Annotated in this window: 19 protein-coding genes and 2 tRNA genes; 18 read left to right on the top strand and 3 right to left on the bottom strand. The window is 51.6% G+C overall.

Annotation, left to right across the window (positions count from 1 at the left end; all coding sequences use genetic code 11):
- Positions 1 to 162: 162 nt before the first annotated feature.
- Both carA and carB read left to right on the top strand, forming a co-directional pair.
- On the top strand, positions 163 to 1,302 hold the full coding sequence (gene carA, locus BZG25_RS11450; RefSeq protein WP_046075108.1) for a glutamine-hydrolyzing carbamoyl-phosphate synthase small subunit: 1,140 nt from the start codon (positions 163 to 165) through the stop codon (positions 1,300 to 1,302).
- A gap of 15 nt (positions 1,303 to 1,317) precedes the next feature.
- The gene (carB, locus tag BZG25_RS11445) at positions 1,318 to 4,545 is read left to right on the top strand and encodes a carbamoyl-phosphate synthase large subunit (RefSeq protein ID WP_046075109.1); all 3,228 of its coding nucleotides are present in this window, start codon (positions 1,318 to 1,320) and stop codon (positions 4,543 to 4,545) included.
- A gap of 51 nt (positions 4,546 to 4,596) precedes the next feature.
- Here the strand turns inward: carB and dacB are convergent, their stop codons facing one another.
- Positions 4,597 to 6,039 carry a D-alanyl-D-alanine carboxypeptidase/D-alanyl-D-alanine-endopeptidase gene (gene dacB / locus BZG25_RS11440; protein WP_077639104.1) on the bottom strand — a complete coding sequence of 481 codons (1,443 nt, stop codon included), beginning with the start codon at positions 6,037 to 6,039 and terminating at the stop codon, positions 4,597 to 4,599.
- Between the two features lie 276 nt (positions 6,040 to 6,315).
- On the opposite strand from dacB, the gene greA reads away from it, so the two are divergent.
- Positions 6,316 to 6,789 (top strand): transcription elongation factor GreA, encoded by a 474-nt coding sequence (greA, locus tag BZG25_RS11435; RefSeq protein WP_046075110.1) that lies wholly within the window; start codon positions 6,316 to 6,318, stop codon positions 6,787 to 6,789.
- 103 nt (positions 6,790 to 6,892) lie between these two features.
- On the opposite strand, the gene yhbY is transcribed toward greA, so the two are convergent.
- Positions 6,893 to 7,189: a ribosome assembly RNA-binding protein YhbY gene (gene yhbY, locus BZG25_RS11430; protein WP_046075111.1), complete on the bottom strand. Its 297-nt coding sequence runs from the start codon at positions 7,187 to 7,189 to the stop codon at positions 6,893 to 6,895.
- A 204-nt stretch (positions 7,190 to 7,393) separates the two neighbouring features.
- On the opposite strand from yhbY, the gene rlmE reads away from it, so the two are divergent.
- The 13 genes from rlmE to rpsO all read left to right on the top strand — a co-directional run bounded on the left by rlmE (position 7,394) and on the right by rpsO (position 20,013).
- Positions 7,394 to 8,023 carry a 23S rRNA (uridine(2552)-2'-O)-methyltransferase RlmE gene (gene rlmE, locus BZG25_RS11425; protein ID WP_077578311.1) on the top strand — a complete coding sequence of 210 codons (630 nt, stop codon included), beginning with the start codon at positions 7,394 to 7,396 and terminating at the stop codon, positions 8,021 to 8,023.
- A gap of 51 nt (positions 8,024 to 8,074) precedes the next feature.
- Complete coding sequence (gene ftsH, locus BZG25_RS11420) at positions 8,075 to 10,024, top strand: ATP-dependent zinc metalloprotease FtsH (RefSeq protein ID WP_046075113.1); 1,950 nt, start codon at positions 8,075 to 8,077, stop codon at positions 10,022 to 10,024.
- A gap of 62 nt (positions 10,025 to 10,086) precedes the next feature.
- The gene (folP, locus tag BZG25_RS11415; protein ID WP_077578312.1) at positions 10,087 to 10,938 is read left to right on the top strand and encodes a dihydropteroate synthase; all 852 of its coding nucleotides are present in this window, start codon (positions 10,087 to 10,089) and stop codon (positions 10,936 to 10,938) included.
- Positions 10,938 to 12,275, top strand: a complete 1,338-nt coding sequence (glmM, locus tag BZG25_RS11410; protein ID WP_046075115.1) for a phosphoglucosamine mutase — start codon at positions 10,938 to 10,940, stop codon at positions 12,273 to 12,275. Before folP ends, glmM begins: the two co-directional genes overlap by 1 nt.
- 177 nt (positions 12,276 to 12,452) lie before the next feature.
- Positions 12,453 to 12,791: a preprotein translocase subunit SecG gene (gene secG / locus BZG25_RS11405; protein WP_046075116.1), complete on the top strand. Its 339-nt coding sequence runs from the start codon at positions 12,453 to 12,455 to the stop codon at positions 12,789 to 12,791.
- A gap of 7 nt (positions 12,792 to 12,798) precedes the next feature.
- A tRNA-Leu gene (locus tag BZG25_RS11400) sits at positions 12,799 to 12,885 on the top strand.
- 63 nt (positions 12,886 to 12,948) lie between these two features.
- Positions 12,949 to 13,025, top strand: a tRNA-Met gene (locus BZG25_RS11395).
- Positions 13,026 to 13,447: 422 nt separating this feature from the next.
- Positions 13,448 to 13,903 (top strand): ribosome maturation factor RimP, encoded by a 456-nt coding sequence (rimP, locus tag BZG25_RS11390; RefSeq protein ID WP_046075117.1) that lies wholly within the window; start codon positions 13,448 to 13,450, stop codon positions 13,901 to 13,903.
- Positions 13,904 to 13,924: 21 nt separating this feature from the next.
- Positions 13,925 to 15,412 carry a transcription termination factor NusA gene (gene nusA, locus BZG25_RS11385; RefSeq protein WP_077578313.1) on the top strand — a complete coding sequence of 496 codons (1,488 nt, stop codon included), beginning with the start codon at positions 13,925 to 13,927 and terminating at the stop codon, positions 15,410 to 15,412.
- 21 nt (positions 15,413 to 15,433) lie between these two features.
- On the top strand, positions 15,434 to 18,151 hold the full coding sequence (gene infB / locus BZG25_RS11380) for a translation initiation factor IF-2 (RefSeq protein WP_046075119.1): 2,718 nt from the start codon (positions 15,434 to 15,436) through the stop codon (positions 18,149 to 18,151).
- Between the two features lie 86 nt (positions 18,152 to 18,237).
- Positions 18,238 to 18,630, top strand: coding sequence for a 30S ribosome-binding factor RbfA (gene rbfA, locus BZG25_RS11375; protein ID WP_046075120.1), 393 nt, complete (start codon positions 18,238 to 18,240; stop codon positions 18,628 to 18,630).
- 3 nt (positions 18,631 to 18,633) lie between these two features.
- Entirely contained in the window at positions 18,634 to 19,590 is a 957-nt protein-coding gene (gene truB / locus BZG25_RS11370) for a tRNA pseudouridine(55) synthase TruB (protein WP_046075121.1), read from the top strand.
- Positions 19,591 to 19,743: 153 nt separating this feature from the next.
- Positions 19,744 to 20,013: a 30S ribosomal protein S15 gene (rpsO, locus tag BZG25_RS11365; RefSeq protein ID WP_046075122.1), complete on the top strand. Its 270-nt coding sequence runs from the start codon at positions 19,744 to 19,746 to the stop codon at positions 20,011 to 20,013.
- A gap of 137 nt (positions 20,014 to 20,150) precedes the next feature.
- On the opposite strand, the gene metE is transcribed toward rpsO, so the two are convergent.
- Positions 20,151 to 22,421: a 5-methyltetrahydropteroyltriglutamate--homocysteine S-methyltransferase gene (gene metE / locus BZG25_RS11360; RefSeq protein WP_077578314.1), complete on the bottom strand. Its 2,271-nt coding sequence runs from the start codon at positions 22,419 to 22,421 to the stop codon at positions 20,151 to 20,153.
- 101 nt (positions 22,422 to 22,522) lie between these two features.
- Here metE and BZG25_RS11355 point away from each other — a divergent pair, with 101 nt between their 5' ends.
- Positions 22,523 to 23,419, top strand: a complete 897-nt coding sequence (locus BZG25_RS11355; protein ID WP_077578349.1) for a LysR family transcriptional regulator — start codon at positions 22,523 to 22,525, stop codon at positions 23,417 to 23,419.
- A 222-nt stretch (positions 23,420 to 23,641) separates the two neighbouring features.
- Positions 23,642 to 25,019, top strand: a 1,378-nt coding sequence (locus BZG25_RS11350; protein WP_131826114.1) for an Ig-like domain-containing protein, incomplete at its 3' end; no start/stop codon positions are given.

Below are 25,019 nucleotides of genomic sequence, written 5' to 3'. Positions count from 1 at the left end.
AATAAAGAAAAATCACGCGCTTTGATTGACAGTCCCCCTGTGCATCCCTAGAATGCGCGCAATTTGTCAAAATTCAGCTTGACGTGAGTTTTGATCTTAGATGGAATACGTGAATGCAACGTTAGTCGTAAAAAGTGCATTTCTATATAACTGGAGGTTGTCTTGAGCAAGTCTGCGCTCTTAGTCCTAGAAGATGGGACAGTGTTCCACGGTACCCCAATCGGCGCTGATGGCACCGCGGTGGGAGAAGTGGTTTTCAATACCTCGATGACGGGGTACCAAGAAATATTAACCGACCCCTCTTATTCCCGTCAGATTGTGACACTCACCTATCCTCATATTGGCAACACCGGGACCAACTCCGAAGACGAAGAATCTAGCCAAGTTCATGCCCAAGGCCTCGTCATTCGTGATCTTCCCCTGTTAGCCAGCAACTTCCGCAATCAACAATCCCTTTCTGATTACCTCAAACAGCACAACATTCTCGGTATTGCCGATATCGATACGCGGAAACTCACGCGCTTGTTGCGAGAGAAGGGCGCGCAGAACGGCTGTATTGTGGCCGGTGACAGTGTGGATGAGGCCTTGGCGCTCGCGAAAGCGCAGGACTTTCCTGGCTTGAAGGGAATGGATCTCGCCAAAGAAGTGACCACCAAAGAAAGCTACCGCTGGACACAAGGCTCTTGGCAGCTTCATCAAGGCTTGCCCGAGGCTGCCGTAGAAGGTGAGTTGCCGTATCACGTGGTGGCCTATGACTTTGGTGCTAAACGCAATATTTTGCGCATGTTAGTTGACCGTGGCTGTCGCTTGACGGTCGTGCCCGCGACCACGCCAGCGGAAGAGGTGTTAGCGATGAGCCCGGATGGGGTTTTCTTATCCAATGGCCCTGGCGATCCGGCGCCGTGTGATTACGCGATTGAAGCGACGCGCACGTTTTTGTCAGAAGGCTTGCCTTTGTTTGGCATTTGTCTTGGCCATCAAATCTTAGCCCTCGCCAGTGGGGCGAACACAATTAAGATGAAGTTTGGTCATCACGGGGCTAACCATCCGGTCAAAGACTTGGAGCGTGGTGTGGTGATGATCACCAGCCAAAACCATGGCTTTGCGGCCGATAAAGACAGCCTGCCAGAGACGCTGCGCGCGACCCATGTGTCTTTGTTTGATGGTAGCTTACAAGGTATTCATCGCACGGATAAACCCGCATTTAGTTTCCAAGGGCACCCAGAGGCAAGCCCAGGGCCGCATGATGCCGCGCCACTTTTTGATCATTTTATCGACCTCATCAAACAACATCGCGCCTAATTGGAGTCGTTGAGCATGCCAAAACGCACAGACATAAAAAGCATCCTTATCTTGGGCGCAGGCCCGATTATCATTGGCCAAGCCTGCGAATTTGACTACTCAGGGGCACAAGCGTGTAAAGCCCTGCGCGAAGAGGGTTATCGTGTCATCTTGGTCAATTCCAACCCTGCCACCATCATGACAGACCCAGAGATGGCCGATGCCACTTACATCGAGCCTATCCAGTGGCAGGTGGTGAAACACATCATCGAAAAAGAACGCCCTGACGCCGTACTGCCAACCATGGGTGGCCAGACAGGTTTGAACTGTGCACTGGATCTCGAGCGCCATGGCGTGTTAGCCGAATTTGGCGTGGAAATGATCGGCGCCACCGCTGACGCAATAGACAAAGCCGAAGACCGCCATCGCTTCGATGAGGCGATGCAAAGCATTGGTTTGGATTGTCCGCGTGCGGGCATCGCCCACAGCATGGATGAGGCGCACAAGGTGCTCGACGAAGTGGGCTTCCCTTGTATTATCCGTCCCTCCTTTACCATGGGAGGCACTGGTGGGGGCATCGCCTACAACCAGGAAGAGTTCAAAGAGATTTGCGAGCGCGGCCTCGATTTATCCCCCACCAATGAGTTGTTGATTGATGAGTCACTCATTGGTTGGAAAGAATACGAAATGGAAGTGGTGCGGGATAAAAACGACAACTGCATCATTGTCTGCTCGATTGAAAACTTCGACGCCATGGGGGTCCACACGGGGGACTCTATCACGGTGGCGCCGGCGCAAACCCTGACCGACAAAGAATACCAATTGATGCGCAATGCGTCGCTGGCTGTTTTGCGCGAAATTGGCGTTGAAACCGGCGGCTCAAATGTACAGTTTGGGATTAACCCCAAAAATGGCCGCATGGTGATCATTGAGATGAACCCGCGGGTATCACGCTCTTCGGCATTGGCCTCAAAAGCAACCGGCTTCCCAATTGCGAAAGTGGCAGCCAAGTTGGCGGTGGGCTTTACCCTTGATGAGCTGATGAACGATATCACCGGTGGCGCCACGCCCGCCTCGTTCGAGCCGACCATCGATTATGTCGTGACTAAAATCCCACGCTTTAACTTTGAAAAATTTGCCGGCGCGAACGACCGCTTAACCACCCAGATGAAGTCAGTGGGTGAGGTGATGGCGATTGGCCGTAACCAGCAAGAGTCACTGCAAAAAGCATTACGCGGTCTGGAAGTGGGCGCGGCGGGTTTTGATGAGATGGTAAACCTGGATGACGATACGGCGTTAACTAAAATTCGTCATGAACTCAAAGAGCCCGGCGCCGAACGGATTTGGTACATTGCCGATGCGTTTCGTGCCGGTATGTCGGTCGATGGCGTGTTTAATCTCACCAATATCGACCGCTGGTTTTTGGTACAAATTGAAGACATTGTCAAACATGAGCAGCAAGTGCGTGAGCAAGGCTTCGCGGGGCTCAACAAAGCCGCGCTGCGTCAGTTAAAACGTAAAGGTTTTTCTGATGTCCGTTTGGCAACCTTGTTAGGCGTGTCGGAAATTGAAGTACGCAAACTGCGTGACAAGTTCCAGATTCATCCTGTCTACAAACGTGTGGATACCTGTGCCGCTGAGTTCTCTTCTGACACCGCGTATATGTACTCTACCTACGATGAAGAGTGTGAGTCACAGCCGACGAATAAGAAGAAGATCATGGTGATTGGCGGTGGCCCGAACCGAATCGGGCAAGGGATCGAGTTCGACTACTGCTGTGTCCACGCATCCCTGGCCCTGCGTGAAGATGGTTTTGAAACCATTATGGTCAACTGTAACCCTGAAACCGTTTCTACCGATTATGACACCTCTGACCGCCTCTATTTTGAGCCGATCACCTTGGAAGACGTACTCGCCATTGTGAACGTAGAAAAGCCTGAAGGGGTCATTGTTCAGTACGGTGGGCAAACGCCACTTAAACTTGCCCGTGACTTAGAAGCGGCGGGTGTGCCGATTATCGGTACCAGCCCAGATGCGATTGACCGTGCTGAAGATCGCGAGCGTTTCCAAGATGCGGTGCAGCGCCTTGGCCTTAAGCAGCCTGCTAACGCCACCGTCACCGCACTGGAACAAGCAGTGGAGAAAGCCAAAGAGATTGGTTATCCGCTGGTGGTGCGTCCGTCCTACGTCCTCGGCGGGCGAGCGATGGAAATTGTCTATGATGAAACCGACCTACGCCGCTACTTTAACGAGGCGGTGAGTGTCTCGCACGAATCTCCCGTGTTGCTAGATCATTTCTTGGATGATGCGACTGAAGTGGACATCGATGCCGTGTGCGATGGTGAAACCGCCGTGATTGGCGGCATTATGGAGCACATCGAGCAAGCTGGCGTGCACTCTGGTGATTCTGCTTGCTCGTTACCTGCTTATACTCTCAGTGACGATATCCAAGATCGCATGCGTGAACAGGTGCGTAAGCTGGCGTTGGAGCTAGGCGTTAAAGGCTTGGTCAATACGCAATTTGCGGTGAAGGATGATGAAATCTATCTCATTGAAGTCAACCCGCGTGCGGCGCGTACGGTCCCATTTGTGTCCAAGGCGACCGGTGTCCCGCTCGCGAAAATTGCAGCACGGGTCATGGCCGGACGCTCACTGGCCGAGCAAGGGTTTGTTAAAGAGGTGATTCCACCTTATTACTCGGTCAAAGAGGTAGTGCTGCCGTTCAATAAATTCCCAGGGGTTGATCCACTGTTGGGCCCTGAAATGCGTTCGACCGGCGAGGTGATGGGTGTCGGTGATACCTTTGCCGAAGCGTTTGCCAAAGCGGATTTAGCCTGTGGTAAAGCCTACAGCGAGGGTGGACGCGCCTTGTTATCGGTGCGCAATAATGACAAGCAGCGCGTGGTGGATTTAGCGGCGAAGTTGCTCAAGCTTGGTTTTGAGCTCGACGCGACCCATGGCACCGCGGTGATCCTTGGCGAGGCGGGCATCAATCCGCGTCTGGTCAATAAGGTACATGAAGGGCGACCACACATTCTTGATCGCATCAAAAACGGTGAGTACAGCTATATCGTCAATACCACGGAAGGGCGTCAAGCGATTGAGGACTCAAAAGTGCTGCGCCGTGGCGCACTGGCGGCTAAAGTGAATTATACCACCACCTTGAATGCTGCTTTCGCGACCTGTATGGCGTTAACGGCCGCCGACATGAGTAAAGTCAATCCTGTGCAATCGTTGCATGCACGGGTACTGACCAAATCATAACAGTATGATTGTCAACGCGTATGAGCCCGCCATCTTGGCGGGCTTTTTTGTTCAGTGAGATGGCGCTCGTGTAGGCAGTAGCTGACCGCGGATCAGCGCCATATAAAATTCACGCTCAAACTGAGTAATCGGCGAGGGCACATTCTCCGGCTGTGCGTCTTCCTCGGGATGATAATGACTGACAAGTTGCACCACGATATGCTGGTTTCCTGAATCACCTTCCAAAACCCCAGCTAGATTAAAGCTGCCATACAGCGAACCACTTTTGGCCTTTAAACGCCCTTTTATGGGGGCGTGGCGAATGCTCTGGCGATACTTGAGGGTACCATCCACACCGGCAGTGGGGAGCATTTGAACCATGCCAAGTGCCGGGTGAGTGGTGATGTAATGCATCACCTGCGCCAGCTGGCGGGCGCTGAGACGGTTATTACGAGACAGCCCCGACCCATCGACCAGCACGGCCTGTGATAGATCAATCCCAGCCTCCTGTAATATCGCTTTCACCGCCGCGACGCCATTGCGATAAGAGCCAGGCTGCTGAAAGTAGCGGCGCCCCAAGGCTTTGAGAAGATTGTCGGCAATGAGGTTGTCAGAGTCGCGCAACATCGTGGTGAGTAGGGAGGTAAGGGGCGCTGACTGGTGACGAGCCAACTCGCGTGACTGGCTGGGCGCCCGCGCCACTCGGATATCGCCTTTCACACGCACATTCAGGCGCGCGAGCTCATCGGTCACAATGGCTTTGACGTAAGTCGAAGGGGTCTGTACGGCAAAGTTGAGGGGCAGCGGACGCTCCCGATGCGGGAGGCAACCGGAAAAATAATACGTATTTTGCGGTGTCGCGGTGAGATCGAGCCCGCAATGGCGGGTAGCTTGTTCGTCCTCGCTTACCGCTCGCGCTTGGTTCTCTACCGAAACGGGCTGGTGGTCAGGGACATGCACGCGTGTCAGCGTACTATCAGGCTGGCTATAAATCGCACCTTGCACACAGTTGTGATTGAGGGTGATTGCCGTGGAAGGTGCACTGTAGCAGACCGCTAAAATGTCCCATGGCCAGCCAGGCGCACGGGTGCGACCAGCAAACGCATGCCCATCCAGATAGAGATTGTTAATGGTATCGAGACCACGACGCGGTAATTGACTCAGCAGTTGACGAATATCCTTTCGAGTCAGTGAGGGGTCACCGTTAAAAATAAGGGCGATGTCATCACCGGTTTGCACCAATCGGGTGGAAAAACGGAAAGTGCTCGGTAAATAAAGCCGAGCGGCGAGTCCGGTGAGGAGTTTTTGTGTACTGGCCGGAGGCAGCAGCGCATCGGCTTGCTCACTGATCTGGGGCTGATTTTGCTGCGCATCACTCACCCATAGCGCGACTTGGCTGCCTTTAGGGAGTAATGGTGTCAGTTGTTCCAGTGTTAACGACGGCGCCGAGGCCGATGCTAACGGCACGAGGAAAATCGCCATGGGGGCGAGGCGGCGGAAAAGAGCGGACAGCATGGTAAAAGCCTTTTTGTTTGCGCATGCATGCCATCCTACCCTGTCTAGCCTTGAAGACAAGCCGTTCGGGGTGGCCAGGCCGTCAGCTGGGCTGGGGGCGAAGCGGATAGCCGATGGATGGCTCACGCTATCACCGGATCAGAGATGATTTTGCGCGAATTCTTGTTTACAATCTAAAAAAAGCGTTGAATTCCGCCGCGCCCAGATACTCTGTTTGGGCGTGGCTTTGTTTTGCCAAAATCCCTTTGCTGTGGATTGAAAGAGGTAATGTCATTTATGGATAAAGTGCCAATGACCGTACGCGGTGAGCAGCTGCTACGAGAAGAGCTGGACAAGTTGATCAAGCGTCGCCCTGAGATCTCCAACGCCATTGCAGAGGCGCGTGAGCTCGGCGACTTAAAAGAAAACGCAGAATATCATGCGGCTCGTGAAGAGCAGGGCATTTGTGAGGCGCAAATCCGTGACATCGAATACAAGCTGTCGGTGGCACAGGTGATTGATGTCACCAAGATGCCGAATAATGGCAAAGTGATTTTTGGCGCGACGGTCACCTTGATTGACGTGAGCACTGACGAAGAAGTGACCTATCGGATCGTGGGTGATGATGAAGCCGACATCAAAGCGAATTTGATTTCGGTGAATTCTCCCATTGCTCGCGGCCTGATTGGTAAAGAAGAAGGTGAAGAAGTGAGCATCACCACCCCAGGTGGCGTCAAAGAGTTCGAAATTGATAGCGTCGATTACGTGTAGGAAAGTGTTACGGAATGTAACTTTTCTCCGATGCTGACACAGTAAAAAGGCCGCAATGCGGCCTTTTTGTTATGCTACAGCACGTACTTGATCACACACATGATTATTTGCGTGGTAATTCAATTTTGCGTGCGTCGCTTTGGCGATAAATGACCAAAGTTTTACCGATTACCTGCACTTTTTCGGCGCCTGTTTCCCGTAGGATCGCGTCGATAATCAGGTTTTTGGTCTCACGGTCTTCAGAGGCCACTTTCACTTTAATCAGCTCGTGGTGGTCAAGCGCAAGCTCAATTTCAGCGACCACGGCTTCAGTTAAACCATTGGCGCCCATTAAGACTACAGGCTTAAGCGGGTGAGCCAGTCCTTTGAGATACTGTTTTTGTTTGGTGCTGAGTTTCATGTTGGCTCGATTTCTATTTGCTAGGGGTTGAAAACATGCCATTCTAACGCCATCTCACCACAAACTGAAACAGTAGAAAGTGGGCAGATGCCATGCACGTCGTCTGCTGGGTGAGAGTGAGTCTGTCTTTGAGAATAAGCTAACGCACACAATTGCCTGAATTTTATATGAATGTGGTGCATTGGCGGGCGTAGTAGGAACAACATGGCGAATAAAAAACACTCTGCCAGCTCAGGACGCTGGCTGAAAGAACACTTCGACGATAAGTACGTTCATGAAGCGCAGAAAAAAGGATATCGGTCTCGGGCTATTTTTAAGCTAGAAGAGATTCAGCAAAAAGATCGCATCTTGAAACCGGGAATGACAGTGGTCGATCTGGGCGCTGCGCCTGGAGGTTGGTCGCAATATGCCGCGACACAAGTCGGTGACGATGGGCAAGTGATTGCTTGCGATATCCTACCCATGGATCCCATGCCAGGTGTTAGCTTTCTTCAAGGGGATTTTCGCGAACAAGCGGTGCTCGACACCTTGCTCGAGCGCATTCAACCCAACCAAGTTGATGTGGTGATGTCTGACATGGCGCCAAACATGAGCGGCAATCAGGCGGCCGATCAACCCAAAGCGATGTATTTGGTCGAACTGGCATTAGAGATGTGCCGTGAAGTGCTGGGGCCGAAAGGCAGCTTCGTGGTAAAAGTTTTTCAGGGCGAAGGCTTTGATCAGTATTTGGCCGAGGTGCGTAAAATGTTTACAGCGGTCAAAATTCGAAAACCCGACTCATCCCGTGCAAGGTCGCGAGAAGTCTACATTGTGGCTACAGGTTATAAACTGTAGTACCCTTACATTTATCTATCTCAGTTATGCGAGGCTAACACCTTGAGTGACATGGCAAAAAACTTGATTCTGTGGCTGGTTATCGCCGTTGTCTTAATGTCTGTGTTCCAAAGCTTTGGACCAGGGGACAGCGCCGGTCGTCAAGTCGACTATACCTCTTTCGTACGCGAAATCGGCAACGATCAAATACAGGAAGTAAAATTTGACGATCGTGAGCTGAGTGTCACCCGACGTGACGGCTCACGCTATGTCACCTTTATGCCTGTGATGAATGATCCAAAACTTTTGGATGATCTGCTTAACAAAAACGTGCGCGTGAAAGGGACGCCACCTGAAGAGCCAAGTATGTTGGCATCGATCTTCATTTCTTGGTTCCCAATGCTACTGCTTATCGGGGTATGGATTTTCTTCATGCGCCAGATGCAAGGTGGTGGCGGCAAAGGCGCCATGTCTTTTGGTAAATCAAAAGCCAAAATGATGAGTGAGGAGCAGGTTAAAACGACCTTTACCGACGTTGCAGGCTGTGATGAAGCCAAAGAAGACGTAAAGGAGTTGGTAGATTACTTGCGCGACCCAAGCCGTTTCCAAAAGTTAGGGGGTAAAATCCCAACCGGCGTACTCATGGTCGGCCCTCCGGGTACCGGTAAAACCTTGCTAGCCAAAGCGATTGCGGGTGAAGCCAAAGTACCGTTCTTTACCATTTCCGGCTCCGATTTCGTGGAAATGTTCGTAGGTGTGGGTGCATCACGCGTCCGCGATATGTTCGAGCAAGCGAAGAAAGCCTCACCTTGCATCATCTTTATCGATGAAATCGACGCTGTCGGTCGTCAGCGTGGCGCTGGGCTTGGCGGAGGTCATGACGAGCGTGAGCAGACCTTAAACCAGATGCTGGTCGAAATGGATGGCTTTGAGGGCAACGAAGGCGTTATCGTCATTGCGGCGACGAACCGCCCAGACGTATTGGACCCTGCGCTATTGCGTCCTGGTCGTTTTGACCGTCAAGTGGTGGTGAGCTTGCCAGATGTGCGTGGCCGTGAGCATATTCTCAAAGTACACATGCGCAAAGTACCGCTAGGCAATGATGTCGATGCGTCACTGATTGCGCGCGGTACGCCGGGCTTCTCAGGGGCTGACTTGGCTAACCTTGTTAACGAAGCAGCACTGTTCTCTGCGCGTGGTAACAAACGTGTCGTATCGATGGTCGAGTTTGAACTGGCGAAAGACAAAATCATGATGGGTGCAGAGCGCCGTTCAATGGTGATGTCGGAAGAAACCAAAGAGTCAACCGCCTATCACGAAGCGGGTCACGCAATTGTTGGTCGCTTGGTGCCTGAACATGACCCTGTGTATAAGGTATCCATTATCCCACGTGGACGTGCATTGGGTGTGACCATGTACTTGCCTGAGCAAGACAGGATCAGCATGTCGCGTCAGCATCTCGACTCGATGATTTCAAGCCTTTATGGTGGACGCTTGGCCGAAGAGCTGATATACGGCAAAGAAAAAGTTTCGACGGGGGCGTCGAATGACATCGAGCGAGCGACGGATATTGCTCGCAAAATGGTCACGCAGTGGGGCTTCTCGGAAAAATTGGGTCCGCTTCTGTATGCAGAAGAAGAAGGCGAAGTCTTCTTAGGACGCTCGGTCGCGCAAACCAAGCATATCTCCGATGAGACAGCCCGACTCATTGACGCTGAAATTCGTGGCATCATCGACCGCAACTACGATCGCGCCAAGCAAATCTTGGAAGAAAACCTCGATATCATGCACGCGATGAAAGATGCCTTGATGAAGTACGAAACCATTGATGCAGCGCAGATTGATGATCTGATGGCTCGCCGTGACGTGCGAGAGCCCGCGGGCTGGGAAGGCGGTAATGGCGGTTCATCTTCAGATGATACGCCGAGCAAGCCGGATGCCTCGAAAGCGAGCGAGTCTGACGAGCAATCTGACGACAAAAAACAAAAACCGCTTGATTCAGAAAACCAATCTGAAGCGTAAATCCCCATGAATGCAAACCCCGATACGTCGGGGTTTTTTTGATCGTGCTTGGAAACAAACACATGCAAATAACCCACAAGAATAACGCACTCCCCCTTACTCGCCCTGTCATCATGGGTATCTTGAATGTGACGCCGGACTCTTTCTCAGATGGCGGCCAATTTCAGCACCGCGATATAGCGGTTGAGCGAGCGATGCAGATGCTAGCCGACGGCGCCACCATTTTAGATATTGGTGGCGAGTCGACACGCCCAGGTGCTGCTGATGTAGAAGAGCAAGACGAGATCAATCGTGTTGTCCCAGTCATTGAAGCGATTCGTGAGCAATCTGATTGTTGGATTTCGATTGATACCAGTAAGGCTGGTGTGATGCGTGCCGCAGTAAAAGCAGGCGCCAATCTCATTAATGATGTGCGAGCGCTGCAAGCGCCTGGTGCGTTGGAAGCGGCAGCGGATCTGCAAGTGCCTGTGTGCATCATGCACATGCAAGGACAACCACGGACAATGCAAGCGGCCCCTGACTACCAAGATGTCGTGGGGGACGTGAAAGCGTTTTTAGCAGCACGTATCGAGGCCTGCACTGAGGCGGGGATCCGTCGACAGAATATTATTCTAGATCCCGGGTTTGGTTTTGGTAAGACGTTGGCGCACAACTATCAGCTTCTCGCGGATCTCGACGCTTTTCATGACTTCGGGTTGCCTGTATTAGCAGGGATGTCACGCAAGTCAATGATTTACAAGATGTTAGAAAAAACGCCGCAGGATATTCTGGGCGGTAGCCTTGCTTGTGCCACCTTAGCTGCGGCGAAAGGCGCACAAATCATTCGCGTTCACGATGTGAAAGAAACCGCTGATGCACTCAAGGTCGTCGCCATGACAGCGCGCGTAAAAAATGAATTAGGAGAAGAAAAATAATGACAGAGCGTAAGTATTTTGGCACCGATGGTGTGCGTGGCAAGGTGGGCGAATTTCCCATTACGCCGGAATTTATGCTAAAGCTTGGCTGGGCCGCAGGTCGCGTGTTGTCGCAACAAGGCACGCGTAAGGTACTGATTGGTAAAGACACGCGTATTTCTGGGTATATGTTAGAGTCGGCGCTGGAATCGGGGCTCTCTGCGGCGGGTCTAGAAGCCGCCTTTACCGGCCCCATGCCAACACCTGCGATTGCCTACTTAACCCAAACGTTCCGCGCGGAAGCTGGGATTGTGATCTCGGCGTCACATAACCCGCATTATGATAACGGGATTAAATTCTTCTCCTCAGAAGGCACCAAACTGGCTGATGAGGTTGAGTTAGCGATTGAAGCTGAGCTGGAAAAAACACTGACTTGTGTCGAGTCGGCTGAGTTAGGTAAAGCCAGCCGCATTAACGACGCGGCCGGGCGTTACATCGAGTTTTGTAAAGGCACCTTCCCGAGCGCGTTGAGCCTGAGTGGGTTAAAAATTGTGCTCGATTGCGCCCATGGTGCCACCTATCACATTGCGCCTTCTGTGTTTCGTGAACTCGGTGCGGAGGTGACCACCATTGGCTGTGCGCCCAACGGTACCAATATAAACGATGAAGTGGGGGCCACGGACGTTCGTGCGTTACAAAAACAAGTCCTCGAACAAAAAGCGGACTTAGGCATCGCTTTTGACGGTGATGGCGACCGCGTGATCATGGTGGATCACCTTGGCAACAAAGTCGACGGCGACCAAATTGCGTATATTATCGCCCGCGAGAGCCTGCGCCGTGGTGAATTGAAAGGCGGTGTCGTTGGTACCCTGATGACCAACATGGGGATGGAGCTTGCGCTTCAGTCTCTCGGCATTCCGTTTGCGCGCGCCAAAGTGGGCGACCGTTATGTGATGGAAAAGCTGCAAGAGAAAGGCTGGCGGATCGGTGCAGAAAACTCGGGCCACGTCATTGTGCTGGATAAGGTCACGACCGGTGATGGCATTGTCGCCGCGTTGCAAGTGCTGGCGAGCATCGCCGCGACGGGGATGGATCTTAAAGCCTTAAGCGATGGCATGACGCTACTGCCCCAGGTGTTAGAGAACGTCCGTTTTAGCGGCACGGTTGACCCGTTACAAAGCGCGCCTGTGCTGGCAGCTAAAGCCAGTGTCGAGGAAAAGCTGGGCGAACAAGGACGTGTACTGTTGCGTAAATCGGGCACTGAACCTTTAATCCGAGTGATGGTGGAAGGGCCTGAGGCCGACAACGTCCACGCTTATGCGCTTGAAATCGCAGAGGCGGTGAAGGCGAATTGTTGATAACGGTCGAGCGGGTGGTCATAGATTGCGCAAACAGCGTCGAAATCAAGGTTTTTTGCAATTTCCTCTTGTTTCGTCACCGCGCTTTCGCTAGTATTCACCCGCTCCCAACGAAGGGGGCTGCGCTGGCTGAGAAGTAACACTGCCGGCTCAACAACCTGGAGCATAGGTGGAACCATGTACGAAATTCTACTTGTGATTTATCTGTTGGCCGCAATCGGTGTAATTGGCCTGGTTCTGGTTCAGCAAGGTAAAGGCGCAGATATGGGAGCCTCGTTCGGGGCTGGAGCATCAAATACAGTATTTGGCTCTGGCGGCTCTGGAAACTTTTTGACCCGAATGACAACCGGTTTTGCAATTGCATTTTTTGCCCTGAGTTTGGTGCTTGGTAACCTCACTGCACATAAGCCTGAAGCAAAAGGCGGTTTTGAAGATTTAAGCGAGCCTGCTACACAACAGCAAGCGGCGCCAAAAGAGGACGAAATCCCTGTTGATAACAGTGAGATCCCTCAGTAAAAATTGAGCCGAGGTGGTGGAATTGGTAGACACGCTATCTTGAGGGGGTAGTGCCTTTATAGGCGTGCGGGTTCAAGTCCCGCTCTCGGCACCAAGTTCACAAAGGGCATTTGCTTGCACCTTTGTTGCAAAAAGCGATATAATAGTCGCCATCGGACGCGGGATGGAGCAGTTTGGTAGCTCGTCGGGCTCATAACCCGAAGGTCGGCGGTTCAAATCCGTCTCCCGCAACCAATTTTAGGTTGGTGAAGTGAAATATCAGGTTGAATGCAATCAACACGACCTCCGGTCGGCGCCATTGCACGGCGCGATAAAATCCGCTTCCCACAACCAATTTCAAGTTTGTTGTTAACATAACGGCTAAACTGAATAACGCGTTAGCGTTTCTTACTAAAGCCACGCTAACCGGGCTAGCCACGTGCTAGCCTTTTTGCCCTCGGGGCAGCACGAAGCGGACCAATAAGCCTTTGTGCAGAGAGTTACTCTCTCGTTATTGCTGAGATGATTCCGACACCAGCGATAACGGCTACGCTACTGGCGTAGCATCAGGGTCCAGTTACATTAAACCCCGATCTTCGGGGTTTTTTGTTATCTGAAGAAGACCATTCGGATAGTAACTGGGCTTTTAAGCCCTTTTTTTATTTCTGGGGTTTGGAATGACAGGATTAGAGAAACAACTGACTGAACTTTTGGCCGCGCCGGTTAAGGCGTTGGACTATGAGTTGGTTGGGCTTGAATTTGTTCGAGCTGGCCAACATTCGACACTGCGTATCTTTATTGACCATGAAAATGGCATTACCGTCGACGATTGTGCCGACGTGAGCCGTCAAGTGAGCGCAGTGTTGGATGTAGAAGACCCAATCACAGTGGCTTACAACCTAGAGGTGTCATCACCAGGTGTTGATCGTCCACTGTTCACCGCTGATCATTATCAGCAATTCATCGGGCATGAAGTGAACATCGTGCTGAAAATGGCTATGCAAAACCGCCGTAAGTGGAAAGGAGAAATCCTTTCTGTCGATGGCGATACCATCACGGTTCGCGTTGACGGCCAAGATGAGGCGTTTGCCTTGAGTAATATCGCCAAAGCAAACCTGGTTCCTTCATTTTAAGAGTAAATGAGGCATTAGTAGATGAATAAAGAAATCTTGGCTGTTGTCGAAGCGGTCTCAAACGAAAAAGCCGTTCCGCGTGAGCGTATTTTTGAGGCACTGGAAACCGCACTGGCAACGGCAACCAAAAAGAAGTACGAAGCCGACATTGATGTACGTATCGCCATTGATCGCAAATCCGGTGAATTCGATACTTTCCGTCGTTGGCTCGTGGTTGACGAAGTGACACAGCCTACGCGTGAAATCACGCTAGAAGCCGCACAGTACGAAGACGAAACCTTAGAGTTGGGTGGCTACGTTGAAGATCAGATTGAATCTGTTGCCTTTGACCGTATTACCACTCAAACGGCTAAGCAAGTGATCGTACAAAAAGTGCGTGAAGCTGAACGTGCGCAAGTGGTTGAGCAGTTCATGGACAACGAAGGTGAACTGGTTACCGGTGTGGTCAAGAAGGTTAACCGTGATGTGATCATCGTTGACCTAGGCAACAACGCGGAAGCGGTTATCCAGCGTGAAGATCAACTGCCGCGTGAAAACTTCCGCCCGGGTGATCGGGTACGTGGCTTACTCTACGCCGTCCGTCCTGAAGCACGTGGCTTCCAACTGTTCATGACTCGCTCAAAGCCGGAAATGCTGAGTGAGCTGTTCCGCATTGAAGTGCCAGAAATTGGCGAAGAAATGATTGAGCTGATGGGCGCGGCGCGTGACCCTGCTTCACGGGCAAAAATTGCCGTGAAAACCAACGATAAACGCATTGACCCTGTGGGCGCCTGTGTGGGTATGCGTGGTGCGCGTGTGCAAGCCGTATCGACCGAGTTGGGTGGTGAGCGTATTGATATCGTGTTGTGGGATGATAACCCGGCGCAATTTGTGATCAATGCCATGGCACCGGCCGACGTAGCCTCTATCATCGTCGATGAAGACACGCACTCCATGGATATTGCCGTTGCGGCGGATAACTTGGCGCAGGCGATTGGCCGTAATGGTCAAAACGTCCGTTTGGCATCTCAACTAACCGGTTGGGAACTGAACGTGATGACGGTTGAAGATCTACAGAAAAAACACCAGGAAGAAGCGCAAGCCTCTGTCGAATTGTTCGTGAAGTACCTCGATATTGACGAAGACTTTGCCGAAACCTTGGTGGAAGAAGGGTTTACCACCCTTGAAGAAGTGGCCTATGTGCCAACCAGCGAAATGCTCGAAATCGATGGACTAGATGAAGACACCGTCGAGATTTTGCGCGCACGTGCCAAAGAAGCGTTGACCACCATCGCGCTGGCACAAGAAGAGTCGCTGGGAGATGTTGAACCTGCCGAAGATTTGCTGGCACTGGATGGTCTTTCTCGTGAAATGGCCTTTAAACTCGCCGCTAAAGGCGTGAAGACCTTGGAAGATCTGGCTGATCAAGGTACTGACGATCTGTTAGATATCGACGGATTAGATGAGACCAGTGCAGGTGAGCTGATTATGGCCGCGCGTAATATCTGCTGGTTCAGCGACGAAGCGTAAAGACGGCAAAGGAGGAGCAGAATGTCAGAGGTTACAGTACATACACTGGCGAAGGAAATTGATACGCCAGTCGATCGTCTGCTGAAGCAGTTTAAAGAAGCTGGTATGCAAAAGTCGGCTGACGATCAGGTAAGCCAAGATGAGAAACAAGCTTTGCTCGCGCATTTAAAGCGTGAGCACGGTGATAACGGCAATGCTCCGACGCGTCTGACGCTTCAGCGCAAGAAACGTAGCACACTGAGCGTGTCAGGGGCTGGCGGAAAGAACAAAGATGTCCAAGTTGAGGTGCGTAAGAAGCGTACCTATGTGAAGCGTAGCGACCTTGAAGAGCAAAAGTCAGCGCAAGAAGCGGAAGAGCAAGCGAAACGCGAAGCCGAAGAAAAAGCGCGTCTAGAAGCCGAAGAGCAAGCGAAACGCGAAGCAGAAGAGAAAGCCAAGCGTGAGGCGGAAGAAAAAGCCAAACGTGAAGCAGAAGAGAAAGCCAAACGCGAAGCCGAAGAAAAAGCTAAGCGTGAAGCCAAGCCGCAAGCGCAACCGAACACTGAGCAGTCTAAAGAAAACGCAGCGGATACTGCTGCAGCTCAAGCTGCTGATGCGCAAGCGAAGAAAGAAGCTGATGAACTTAAGCGTCGCCAGGAAGAGGAAGCCAAGCGTAAAGCTGAAGAAGAAAGTCAGCGGCAGTTAGAAGAGGCACGCAAAATGGCAGAAGCAAATCAAGAACGCTGGTCAGATCAAGACAAAGCACTCAATACCATGGAGGCGGCTGATCACCATACAGTCACTTCCGAGTATGCCCGTGAGGCAGAAGACGAGGCGGATCGTCGCGAAGAAAGTGCCGCCCCGCGTCGTAAGAAGAAGAAAAAAGCGAACGCTGCTGAGGATAAAACCACTCGCGGCCGTCGTGGCAAAGGTGGAAAAGGCAAAGGCCGCATGGCTAAGCCATCATCGATGCAGCATGGCTTTAAAAAGCCAGCGCAGAAAGTAAACCGTGAAGTTGAAATCGGCGAAACCATCACCGTAGCGGAGCTGGCCAACAAAATGGCTGTTAAAGGCGCTGAAGTCATCAAAACCATGATGAAAATGGGTGCGATGGCGACTATTAACCAAGTGATCGACCAAGAAACCGCGCAACTAGTGGCGGAAGAAATGGGCCACAAGGTTATCCTACGTAAAGAGAACGAGCTGGAAGAGGCTGTACTCTCGGATCGTGATAGCGATGCACCTGTCGCACCACGTGCGCCGGTGGTAACTATCATGGGTCACGTTGACCACGGTAAAACCTCGCTGCTTGACTACATCCGTAAAGCGCACGTTGCGACGGGCGAAGCGGGCGGTATTACCCAGCACATCGGTGCGTATCACGTACAAACCGACAATGGCATGATCACCTTCTTAGATACCCCTGGACACGCCGCGTTTACCGCGATGCGTGCACGTGGTGCGGGTGCCACGGATATCGTTGTCTTGGTGGTCGCAGCTGATGATGGCGTGATGCCACAAACCAAAGAAGCTATCCAGCACGCGAAAGCGGCAGGTGTGCCTTTGATTGTTGCCGTCAACAAGATGGATAAAGAAGGCGCTAACCCTGACAGCGTGAAAAACGAGCTAGCACAGTATGACGTTATCCCAGAAGAATGGGGTGGTGAAAACATCTTCGTGCATGTTTCGGCAAAACAAGGCCAGAACATTGATGGCTTGCTTGAGTCTATCTTGCTGCAATCAGAAGTGCTTGAACTGAAAGCGGTCGAGCAAGGCATGGCGCGCGGTGTAGTGGTTGAATCACGTCTTGATAAAGGCCGTGGTCCTGTCGCGACAGTGCTGGTTCAAGAAGGTACCTTGAACAAAGGTGATATCGTTCTGTGTGGCTTGGAATATGGCCGTGTCCGTGCGATGCGTGATGAGAATGGCCAAGACGTAGAGCATGCGGGGCCGTCAATTCCGGTTGAGATCCTCGGTCTTTCTGGTGTGCCAGCAGCGGGTGACGAAGCCACGGTTGTGCGTGACGAGAAGAAAGCCCGTGAAGTGGCGCTTTATCGTCAAGGCAAGTTCCGTGACGTGAAACTGGCGCGTCAGCAAAAAGCCAAACTGGAGAACATGTTCTCGAACATGGCTGAAGGTGAAGTGGCTGAGCTGAATATCGTGCTGAAAGCGGACGTTCAAGGCTCTGTCGAAGCGATTGCAGATTCACTGGTCAAATTGTCAACGGATGAAGTGAAAGTGAAGATCGTCGGCTCAGGTGTCGGTGGTATCACTGAAACTGATGCTGTCTTGGCCGCAGCGTCTAATGCGATCATTTGTGGCTTTAACGTCCGTGCGGATGCGGCGGCGCGTAAGACCATTGAAAATGAAAGCTTGGATCTGCGCTATTACTCTGTCATCTACACCATGATTGATGAAGTGAAACAAGCGATGAGCGGTATGCTTGCGCCTGAGTTCAAACAAGAAATCATCGGTCTGGCAGAAGTACGCGATGTCTTCAAGTCACCGAAACTGGGCGCAATTGCCGGGTGTCAGGTTTCTGAAGGTGTGATTAAGCGTAACAATCCAATCCGTGTACTACGTGAAAACGTGGTTATCTACGAGGGTGAGCTAGAATCACTGCGTCGCTTCAAAGATGATGTGAACGAAGTGAAAAAAGGCTACGAGTGTGGTATCGGCGTGAAGAACTACAATGACGTTCGCGTTGGTGACCAGATTGAAGTCTATGAAACGGTTGAAATTCAGCGCTCAATCGACTGATTAAGCGTATAAATCAACCAGGTTGTTTGGATACACCGTGGGGGGAGGCGCATGCGCTTACCCCCATTTTATTGAGAGAAAAGAAAATGGGTAAAGATTTTAGCCGCACAGACCGCGTCGCCCATCAGCTGCAAAAAGAAATTGCACTGATACTGCAGCGCGAGATTAAAGATCCGCGTATTGGCATGGTCACTGTCTCTGATGTTCAGATTTCACGTGATTTGGCGTACGCGAAGGTTTTCGTCACGTTTTTAACCGTTGACGAGCAAGCACCGACAGAAAGCCTCAAAGCCCTCAATGAAGCGAGTGGTTATATCCGCTCTTTGGTTGGAAAGGCCATTCGTTTGCGTGTGACCCCAGAACTGACGTTTGTGTTTGATGAGTCACTCACTGAGGGTATTCGTATTTCCAACTTGGTAAGCAAAGCGGTGCGTAGCGATGATGAGCGCCGTGGTGAAGATGACAAAGGTGAGGAGTAATAGATGGCGCGTCGTCAACGTCGTCGAGGTCGTCCAGTCGATGGCATTATCCTGCTCGATAAGCCCACGGGCATGACCTCTAATGATGCCTTACAAAAAGTAAAACGCATCTTTTTTGCCGAAAAAGCAGGCCATACGGGCGCACTTGATCCACTCGCAACCGGTATGTTGCCCATTTGCCTGGGCGAAGCCACCAAATTCTCCCAGTTTCTGCTCGACTCTGATAAGCGTTATCGCGTGGTCGCAAAGCTGGGTGAGCGGACGAACACCTCTGACGCCGATGGCGATGTGGTGGAAACCCGAGACGTGAAAGTTAACCTAGGCTTACTCGAGCGTTGTATTGCTAAGTTCCGTGGTGAAACCCAGCAAATTCCTTCTATGTTCTCGGCGCTGAAGTACCAAGGGAAACCTTTGTATGAATACGCGCGCCAAGGTATTGAGGTGCCGCGTGAAGCGCGTACCATCAAGGTGTATCAGATTGAATTGCTGCGCTTTGAAGGTGATGAGATAGAAATGGAAGTGCATTGTTCCAAGGGCACTTATATTCGCACTATCGTCGACGATCTGGGTGAAATGTTGGGCTGTGGGGCGCATGTGACGGCCTTACGTCGTACTGGCGTATCAGCCTACCCAACGCGCCAGATGGTGACGCTTGAGCAACTGGAAAGCTTGCTCAATCAAGCCAGAGAGCAAGAGATCCAGCCTAAGCAGTTGCTCGATCCTTTGTTGCTGCCACTCGATACCGCGGTGCAAGACTTACGTGAAATTAACTTGCTGCCGGTGATGGCCAGCTATGCATTGCAAGGGCAAGCGGTTCAAGTGCCCAATGCTCCCACGAGTGGTTTTGTTCGCTTAACGGCGGGCGATGAGCGTCACTTTATTGGGGTGGGAGAAATTGACGCCGATGGCTTGGTAGCACCGCGTCGTTTGGTGGCCAGTCGCCAGCCCGACGCACGCTAGAAACATGATGCCTTTGCGCGTGGTGACGGCAAAAAGAGGCGCGGATAGATTGCTACCTTAGACGAAAGTCAGTAGAATATGCGCCTTCGGGCACCGGCTGAATCAGAGATTGGCTGGTGCATGATAATCACACACTCTTATTAGGAGAGCATTATGTCTCTGACTGCAGAAGCAAAAGCACAAATCGTTGCTGATTTTGGTAAAACTGAGAACGACACTGGTTCACCAGAAGTTCAAATCGCCCTTTTGACCGCATCAATCAACGATCTGCAATCGCACTTCGCTGAGCACAAAGGTGACCACCACAGCCGTCGTGGCCTGCTACGCATGGTTTCACGTCGTCGTAAGCTGCTGGACTACCTGAAAAAGAACAACGTTGACCGTTACTTGGACGTTATCAAGCGTCTAGGCATCCGTCGCTAAGATTCTGGAGAAAAGGGAGCTCAGGCTCCCTTTTCTTTTGCGATAAAAAACGCGCCACCGGAGTTATCCGTGGCGCGTTTTTTTATTTGACGCTATCTTGATTCTTCGCCTTGCTGACGCAGCGCCATTGACGCTGGTTATTGGCGAAGTGTTTTCGCCGCAGCGACCATGTTTTCTAGGGCCGGGATCACTTCATCCCATTGCCGGGTCTTTAATCCACAGTCCGGGTTCACCCACAACCTTTCTTCGGGGATCCGCGCAGCGGCTTTGTTCATCAAGCCCACAATTTGTGCTTGAGTGGGCGTATTGGGGGAATGAATATCGTAAACGCCTGGGCCGATGTCATTGGGATAATCAAAGTGATCAAACGCGTCCAGCAGTTCCATATCCGAGCGTGAGGTTTCAATGGTGATGACGTCAGCGTCCATATTCGCAATCGATGCAATGATGTCGTTAAACTCGGAGTAGCACATATGGGTGTGGATTTGCGTCTCGTCACTCACGCCATTAGCCGCAATTTTAAACGCATTGATGGCCCAGTCGAGATAGTGTTGCCATTCACTGCGACGCAGAGGTAGGCCTTCACGCAGGGCTGCTTCATCAATCTGAATGATCTTGGTGCCAGCTTTCTCGAGATCTTGCACCTCTTGACGGATCGCCAGCGCCAGCTGGTTACAGGTTTGCGATCGTGGCTGATCATCGCGGACAAACGACCAGTTGAGAATCGTCACCGGTCCGGTAAGCATGCCCTTGAGCGGCTTATCGGTGAGAGATTGTGCGTACTGCGTCCATTCTACAGTCATTGCTTTCGGGCGTTCGATATCACCAAATAAAATCGGCGGCTTCACACAGCGAGAGCCATACGATTGCACCCAACCGAACTGGCTAAACACATAACCATCCAATTGTTCGCCAAAGTATTCCACCATGTCATTACGCTCGGCTTCACCGTGGACCAAAACATCGAGCCCGAGAGCTTCTTGTTTGTCGACCGCATGGGCGATCTCTTTGCGCATGATGTCTTGATAGGTCACCGCATCAATCTCGCCTTTTTTGTATTGCAAGCGCGTTTGGCGAATGGTGCTCGTCTGCGGGAATGAGCCAATGGTAGTGGTCGGGAAGCGTGGCAGGTTGAGCTGCTCGTGTTGCAAGCGAATGCGTTCTGCAAACGGGCGTTGTCGCCTACCCAGATGCGGTGTAATCGCCGCCAATGCAGCTTGCACATTAGGGTTGTGCACGCGTGGTGACTGCTGACGACTCTCAATAGCTTGGCGGTTGTCGGCCAGTGCTTGTTGAACGCTTTGCTTGCCATGGTTGAGCGCGTTGGCAAGCACATCCAATTCATCAAGCTTTTGATGGGCAAAGGCGAGCCAGTTTTTTACTTCAGGATCGAGCTTGTGTTCGCTGGTCAAATCGACGGGCACATGGAGCAATGAACAAGAGGGAGCGAGCCAGAGACGATCGCCCAGTGCTTGGTGAGTGGGTTCAAGCCAAGCTAGCGTGGCATTAAGATCGGTTTTCCAAACGTTACGGCCGTTAATCACACCAAGAGACAGGACTTGGTGATCGCCAAGTGCTTCTTGGTACGACGCAACATCCCCTCGGCCACGAATCGCATCCAGGTGCCAACCGTCAACGGGCAAGGATTGCGCCAATTGACGATTTTCAGCTTGCTCGCCGAAGTAGCTTGCCAGCAATAACTTCACGTTGGTTTGGCTTAGCGTCTGATACGCGGTTTTTATTGCTGTTTGCCACGCAGGGGCAAGCTCAGTGACCAAAATAGGCTCATCGATTTGAACCCATTCAACACCTTGTTCTGCCAGCGTGCTCAGGAGCGATTGATAAACTGGCAAGAGTTCATCAAGCAGATCCAGCTTGTTAGAAGCATCTTTTTCTTTACCTAACCACAGATACGTGACGGGGCCGACTAAAACAGGTTTGGCCTGAACACCGGTTTGTTTGGCTTCTTCTATTTGCGCCAATAGACTTTCAGCATGCAAGCTAAAGGTGGTTTGTGCTGTGAATTCTGGCACGATGTAGTGATAGTTGGTGTCAAACCATTTGGTCATTTCACCAGCGTGGACACATTGGCAGCCAGTATCGTTCGCCGAGCGACCACGGGCGACGCGGAAATAGTTATCGAGGGTGTTATCTTGATGATCAGCCACACGGTCAGGGACATTGCCGACTAAAAAGCTGGTGTCGAGTACATGGTCATAAAAAGAAAAGTCACCCGCTGGAACGGCATCGAGCTTACCTTGTTGTTGCCAATGGGTACGGCGTAGAGCCGCCGCAGTATTGGTTAAATCTTGCTGGGATGATTCGCCACGCCAGTAACGTTCGAGTGCAAATTTTAGTTCGCGCTGTGCCCCTATGCGGGGAAAACCGAGGTTATGAGTTTTAGCCATCTATACGTCCTCCTTTAAGTTGAGTTCAGCATAGGGCTTTCTCGTTATGAACTAAAATGGCATTATTTCATCAATTAATGAAATTTGGTCATGGAAAAGACATGTTAGAACGTCATCATCTTCATATTCTGCGTGCCATCAAAGAGCAAGGATCGCTTACCGCCGCGGCAGAGACGCTTTATCTCACCCAATCTGCCATTAGCCATGCGATGAAAAAATTAGAAAGTCAGATAGGCGTTAGCCTGTGGAAAAAATCAGGCAGACAATTACATTTCACTCAGGCTGGTGAGTACTTGCTGACCCTCTCTGAGCGTATGCTCCCTCAATTTGAGCATGCCGAGCAGCAACTTAAACAATTTGCACAAGGTCAGCGCGGCACCCTGCGCATTGGCATGGAATGTCACCCCTGCTATCAGTGGCTGCTTAAGGTGGTTGAGCCTTTCTTGCACCAATGGCCGGATGTGGATGTTGACGTGAAACAAAAGTTTCAATTCGGTGGTCTAGGGGCATTATTTGGTCATGATATTGATGTGCTCGTCACTCCGGATCCCTTGTTTAAACCAGGTATTGAATACGTCTCCGTGTTTGATTACGAATTAGTGCTTGTGACTCATCCACAGAGCCCGCTGGCATCGCAGTCTCATGTCGAACCCCATCAGGTGACACAAGAAGTGCTCATTACCTATCCTGTTGACCAAGCGCGTTTAGATGTGTTCACGCAGTTTCTCGCCCCGGCACATTGTGCGCCACGCAAACACAAAACCATTGAAACAACAGATATTATGCTACAAATGGTTGCGGCAGGACGAGGCATTGCGGCCTTACCGAAGTGGCTGGCAAAAGAGTACCAACAACAACTTAACTTACATGTTCTACGTATGGGAAAAAGCGGCATCAATAAATCCATCCATCTAGGAATACGTGCTGGAGAGAGAGAGGATTATATCGAGGATTTTATTCGGCAGGCGAGTGTGACCAGTATCCATCACAAGCTGTGATGCACATGGCACAAGAAAGTGGAATAACCTCTTCTTTGCAAATAACTTTCGTGTCATCGCACTGCCGTAGTTTCAGTCTCATTGTTGTCTCATTTTTGAGCCGTATAAAGCGCACATTTCCTAGTAAAATCACTTTCGGATAAGTCTAATTAGACCGATAATGTATCAAGGTTCGCTTTTTCTGAAAGCAGATCACACTTTGTTTAGCTAAAGAGTCCGGCTATGAAATCAATCTCGCTATCTCGCAACGTAATTGTCGAAAATATTCAAGGAAACGGTGTTGTTCTTGTCAATGGGGCGCCTATGACGGTTTCTGAGGGGATGTCATTTCCCGCAGGAACGGAGCTTGTATTGCCCGACAACAGCGATGCTGTGATTGCATTGAGTAACGGCGTATTGCTCACTTTGGAATCGCAAGGCGGGGAGCCCGGCTCCTTGATTGATAATTTGCCGCAAGACGTGCAAGACGAAATAGCCGACATTCAACAACAAATCTTGGAAGGTGAAGGCGAGATCACCATTCAAGAAGACCAAGCGACCGCTGCAGGTGGTGAAGCAACGGGTAGTGGCTCATGGAGCTATGTCAACTTGGAGCGAGATGGAAGCGAGACCATTGCGAGCTCTGGGTTTGACTCTGACTCGATTGCCAACAATGCAGGCGCAATTGGCACGGACGAAGAAGACGGTTTTGGTCGCTTGGTGGACGTTACTGCCCCCAACGCCCCTGGGGTCACTATCCTCAACGATGCAAACAATGATGGTGTGATTAGCAGCCAAGAAATTGGCGACGGTATTCGAGTGTCTATCGATCTGACTGGCACCAACGCCAATCCAGGCGATGTGTTAACGGTGAATGGACAGACGTTCACCGTGACGGAAGATAATATTACTGACGGAACTGTCATCGTCACCCTCCCGGATACGCCCGCAGACGGTGAAACGCTTACCGTAGAAGCCACCATTACCGATACCTCCGGCAACACCTCAGCGCCGGGGAGTGATCAAGCAGACATTGATACCAGCGCGGATGCGGGCACGGTCAGCGTGAACAACATCACCAGCGATGACGTGATCAACGCGCAAGAAGCGGGCGAGACCATCACGGTCACTGGCAGCGCGAGCGGCGGCGACATCGCCGCAAACGATCCGGTCACCATGACCATCAACGGCACCGAGTACACCACCACCGTGGATGAAAACGGCGAATGGAGCGTGGACGTGGCCGGCAGCGACCTGGCAGCGGACACCGAGTTCGAGGTGATCGTGAGCTCGACAGATGACGCGGGCAATACGGTAGAAAGCACTGGCTCATCAGAGCATACGGTGGATACGGCGGCCCCAGGCGAAGGTGGCGATAGCAGCAACAGCATCGCGTTCGACGATGCCGATGGCCTGATCAACGACAACGAACAAGACGACGTCGAGTTCACCGGCACGGTGGAAGACGGTGCGTCGATCGACAGCATCGTGATCACCGACAGCGCAAATAACAGCGTCACCGTGGCGGAAGGCGACATCAGCGTGGATGGTGATGGCAACGTGACCGTCACAGGCCAAGACGTGAGCAGCCTGGCCGATGGCGAGCTGACGGTGACCATGA

Origin of the sequence: Salinivibrio sp. ML198, from assembly GCF_001996015.1 — a bacterium.
Taxonomy (GTDB): domain Bacteria; phylum Pseudomonadota; class Gammaproteobacteria; order Enterobacterales; family Vibrionaceae; genus Salinivibrio; species Salinivibrio siamensis.
This window is presented reverse-complemented; position numbering and strand designations above follow the sequence as displayed.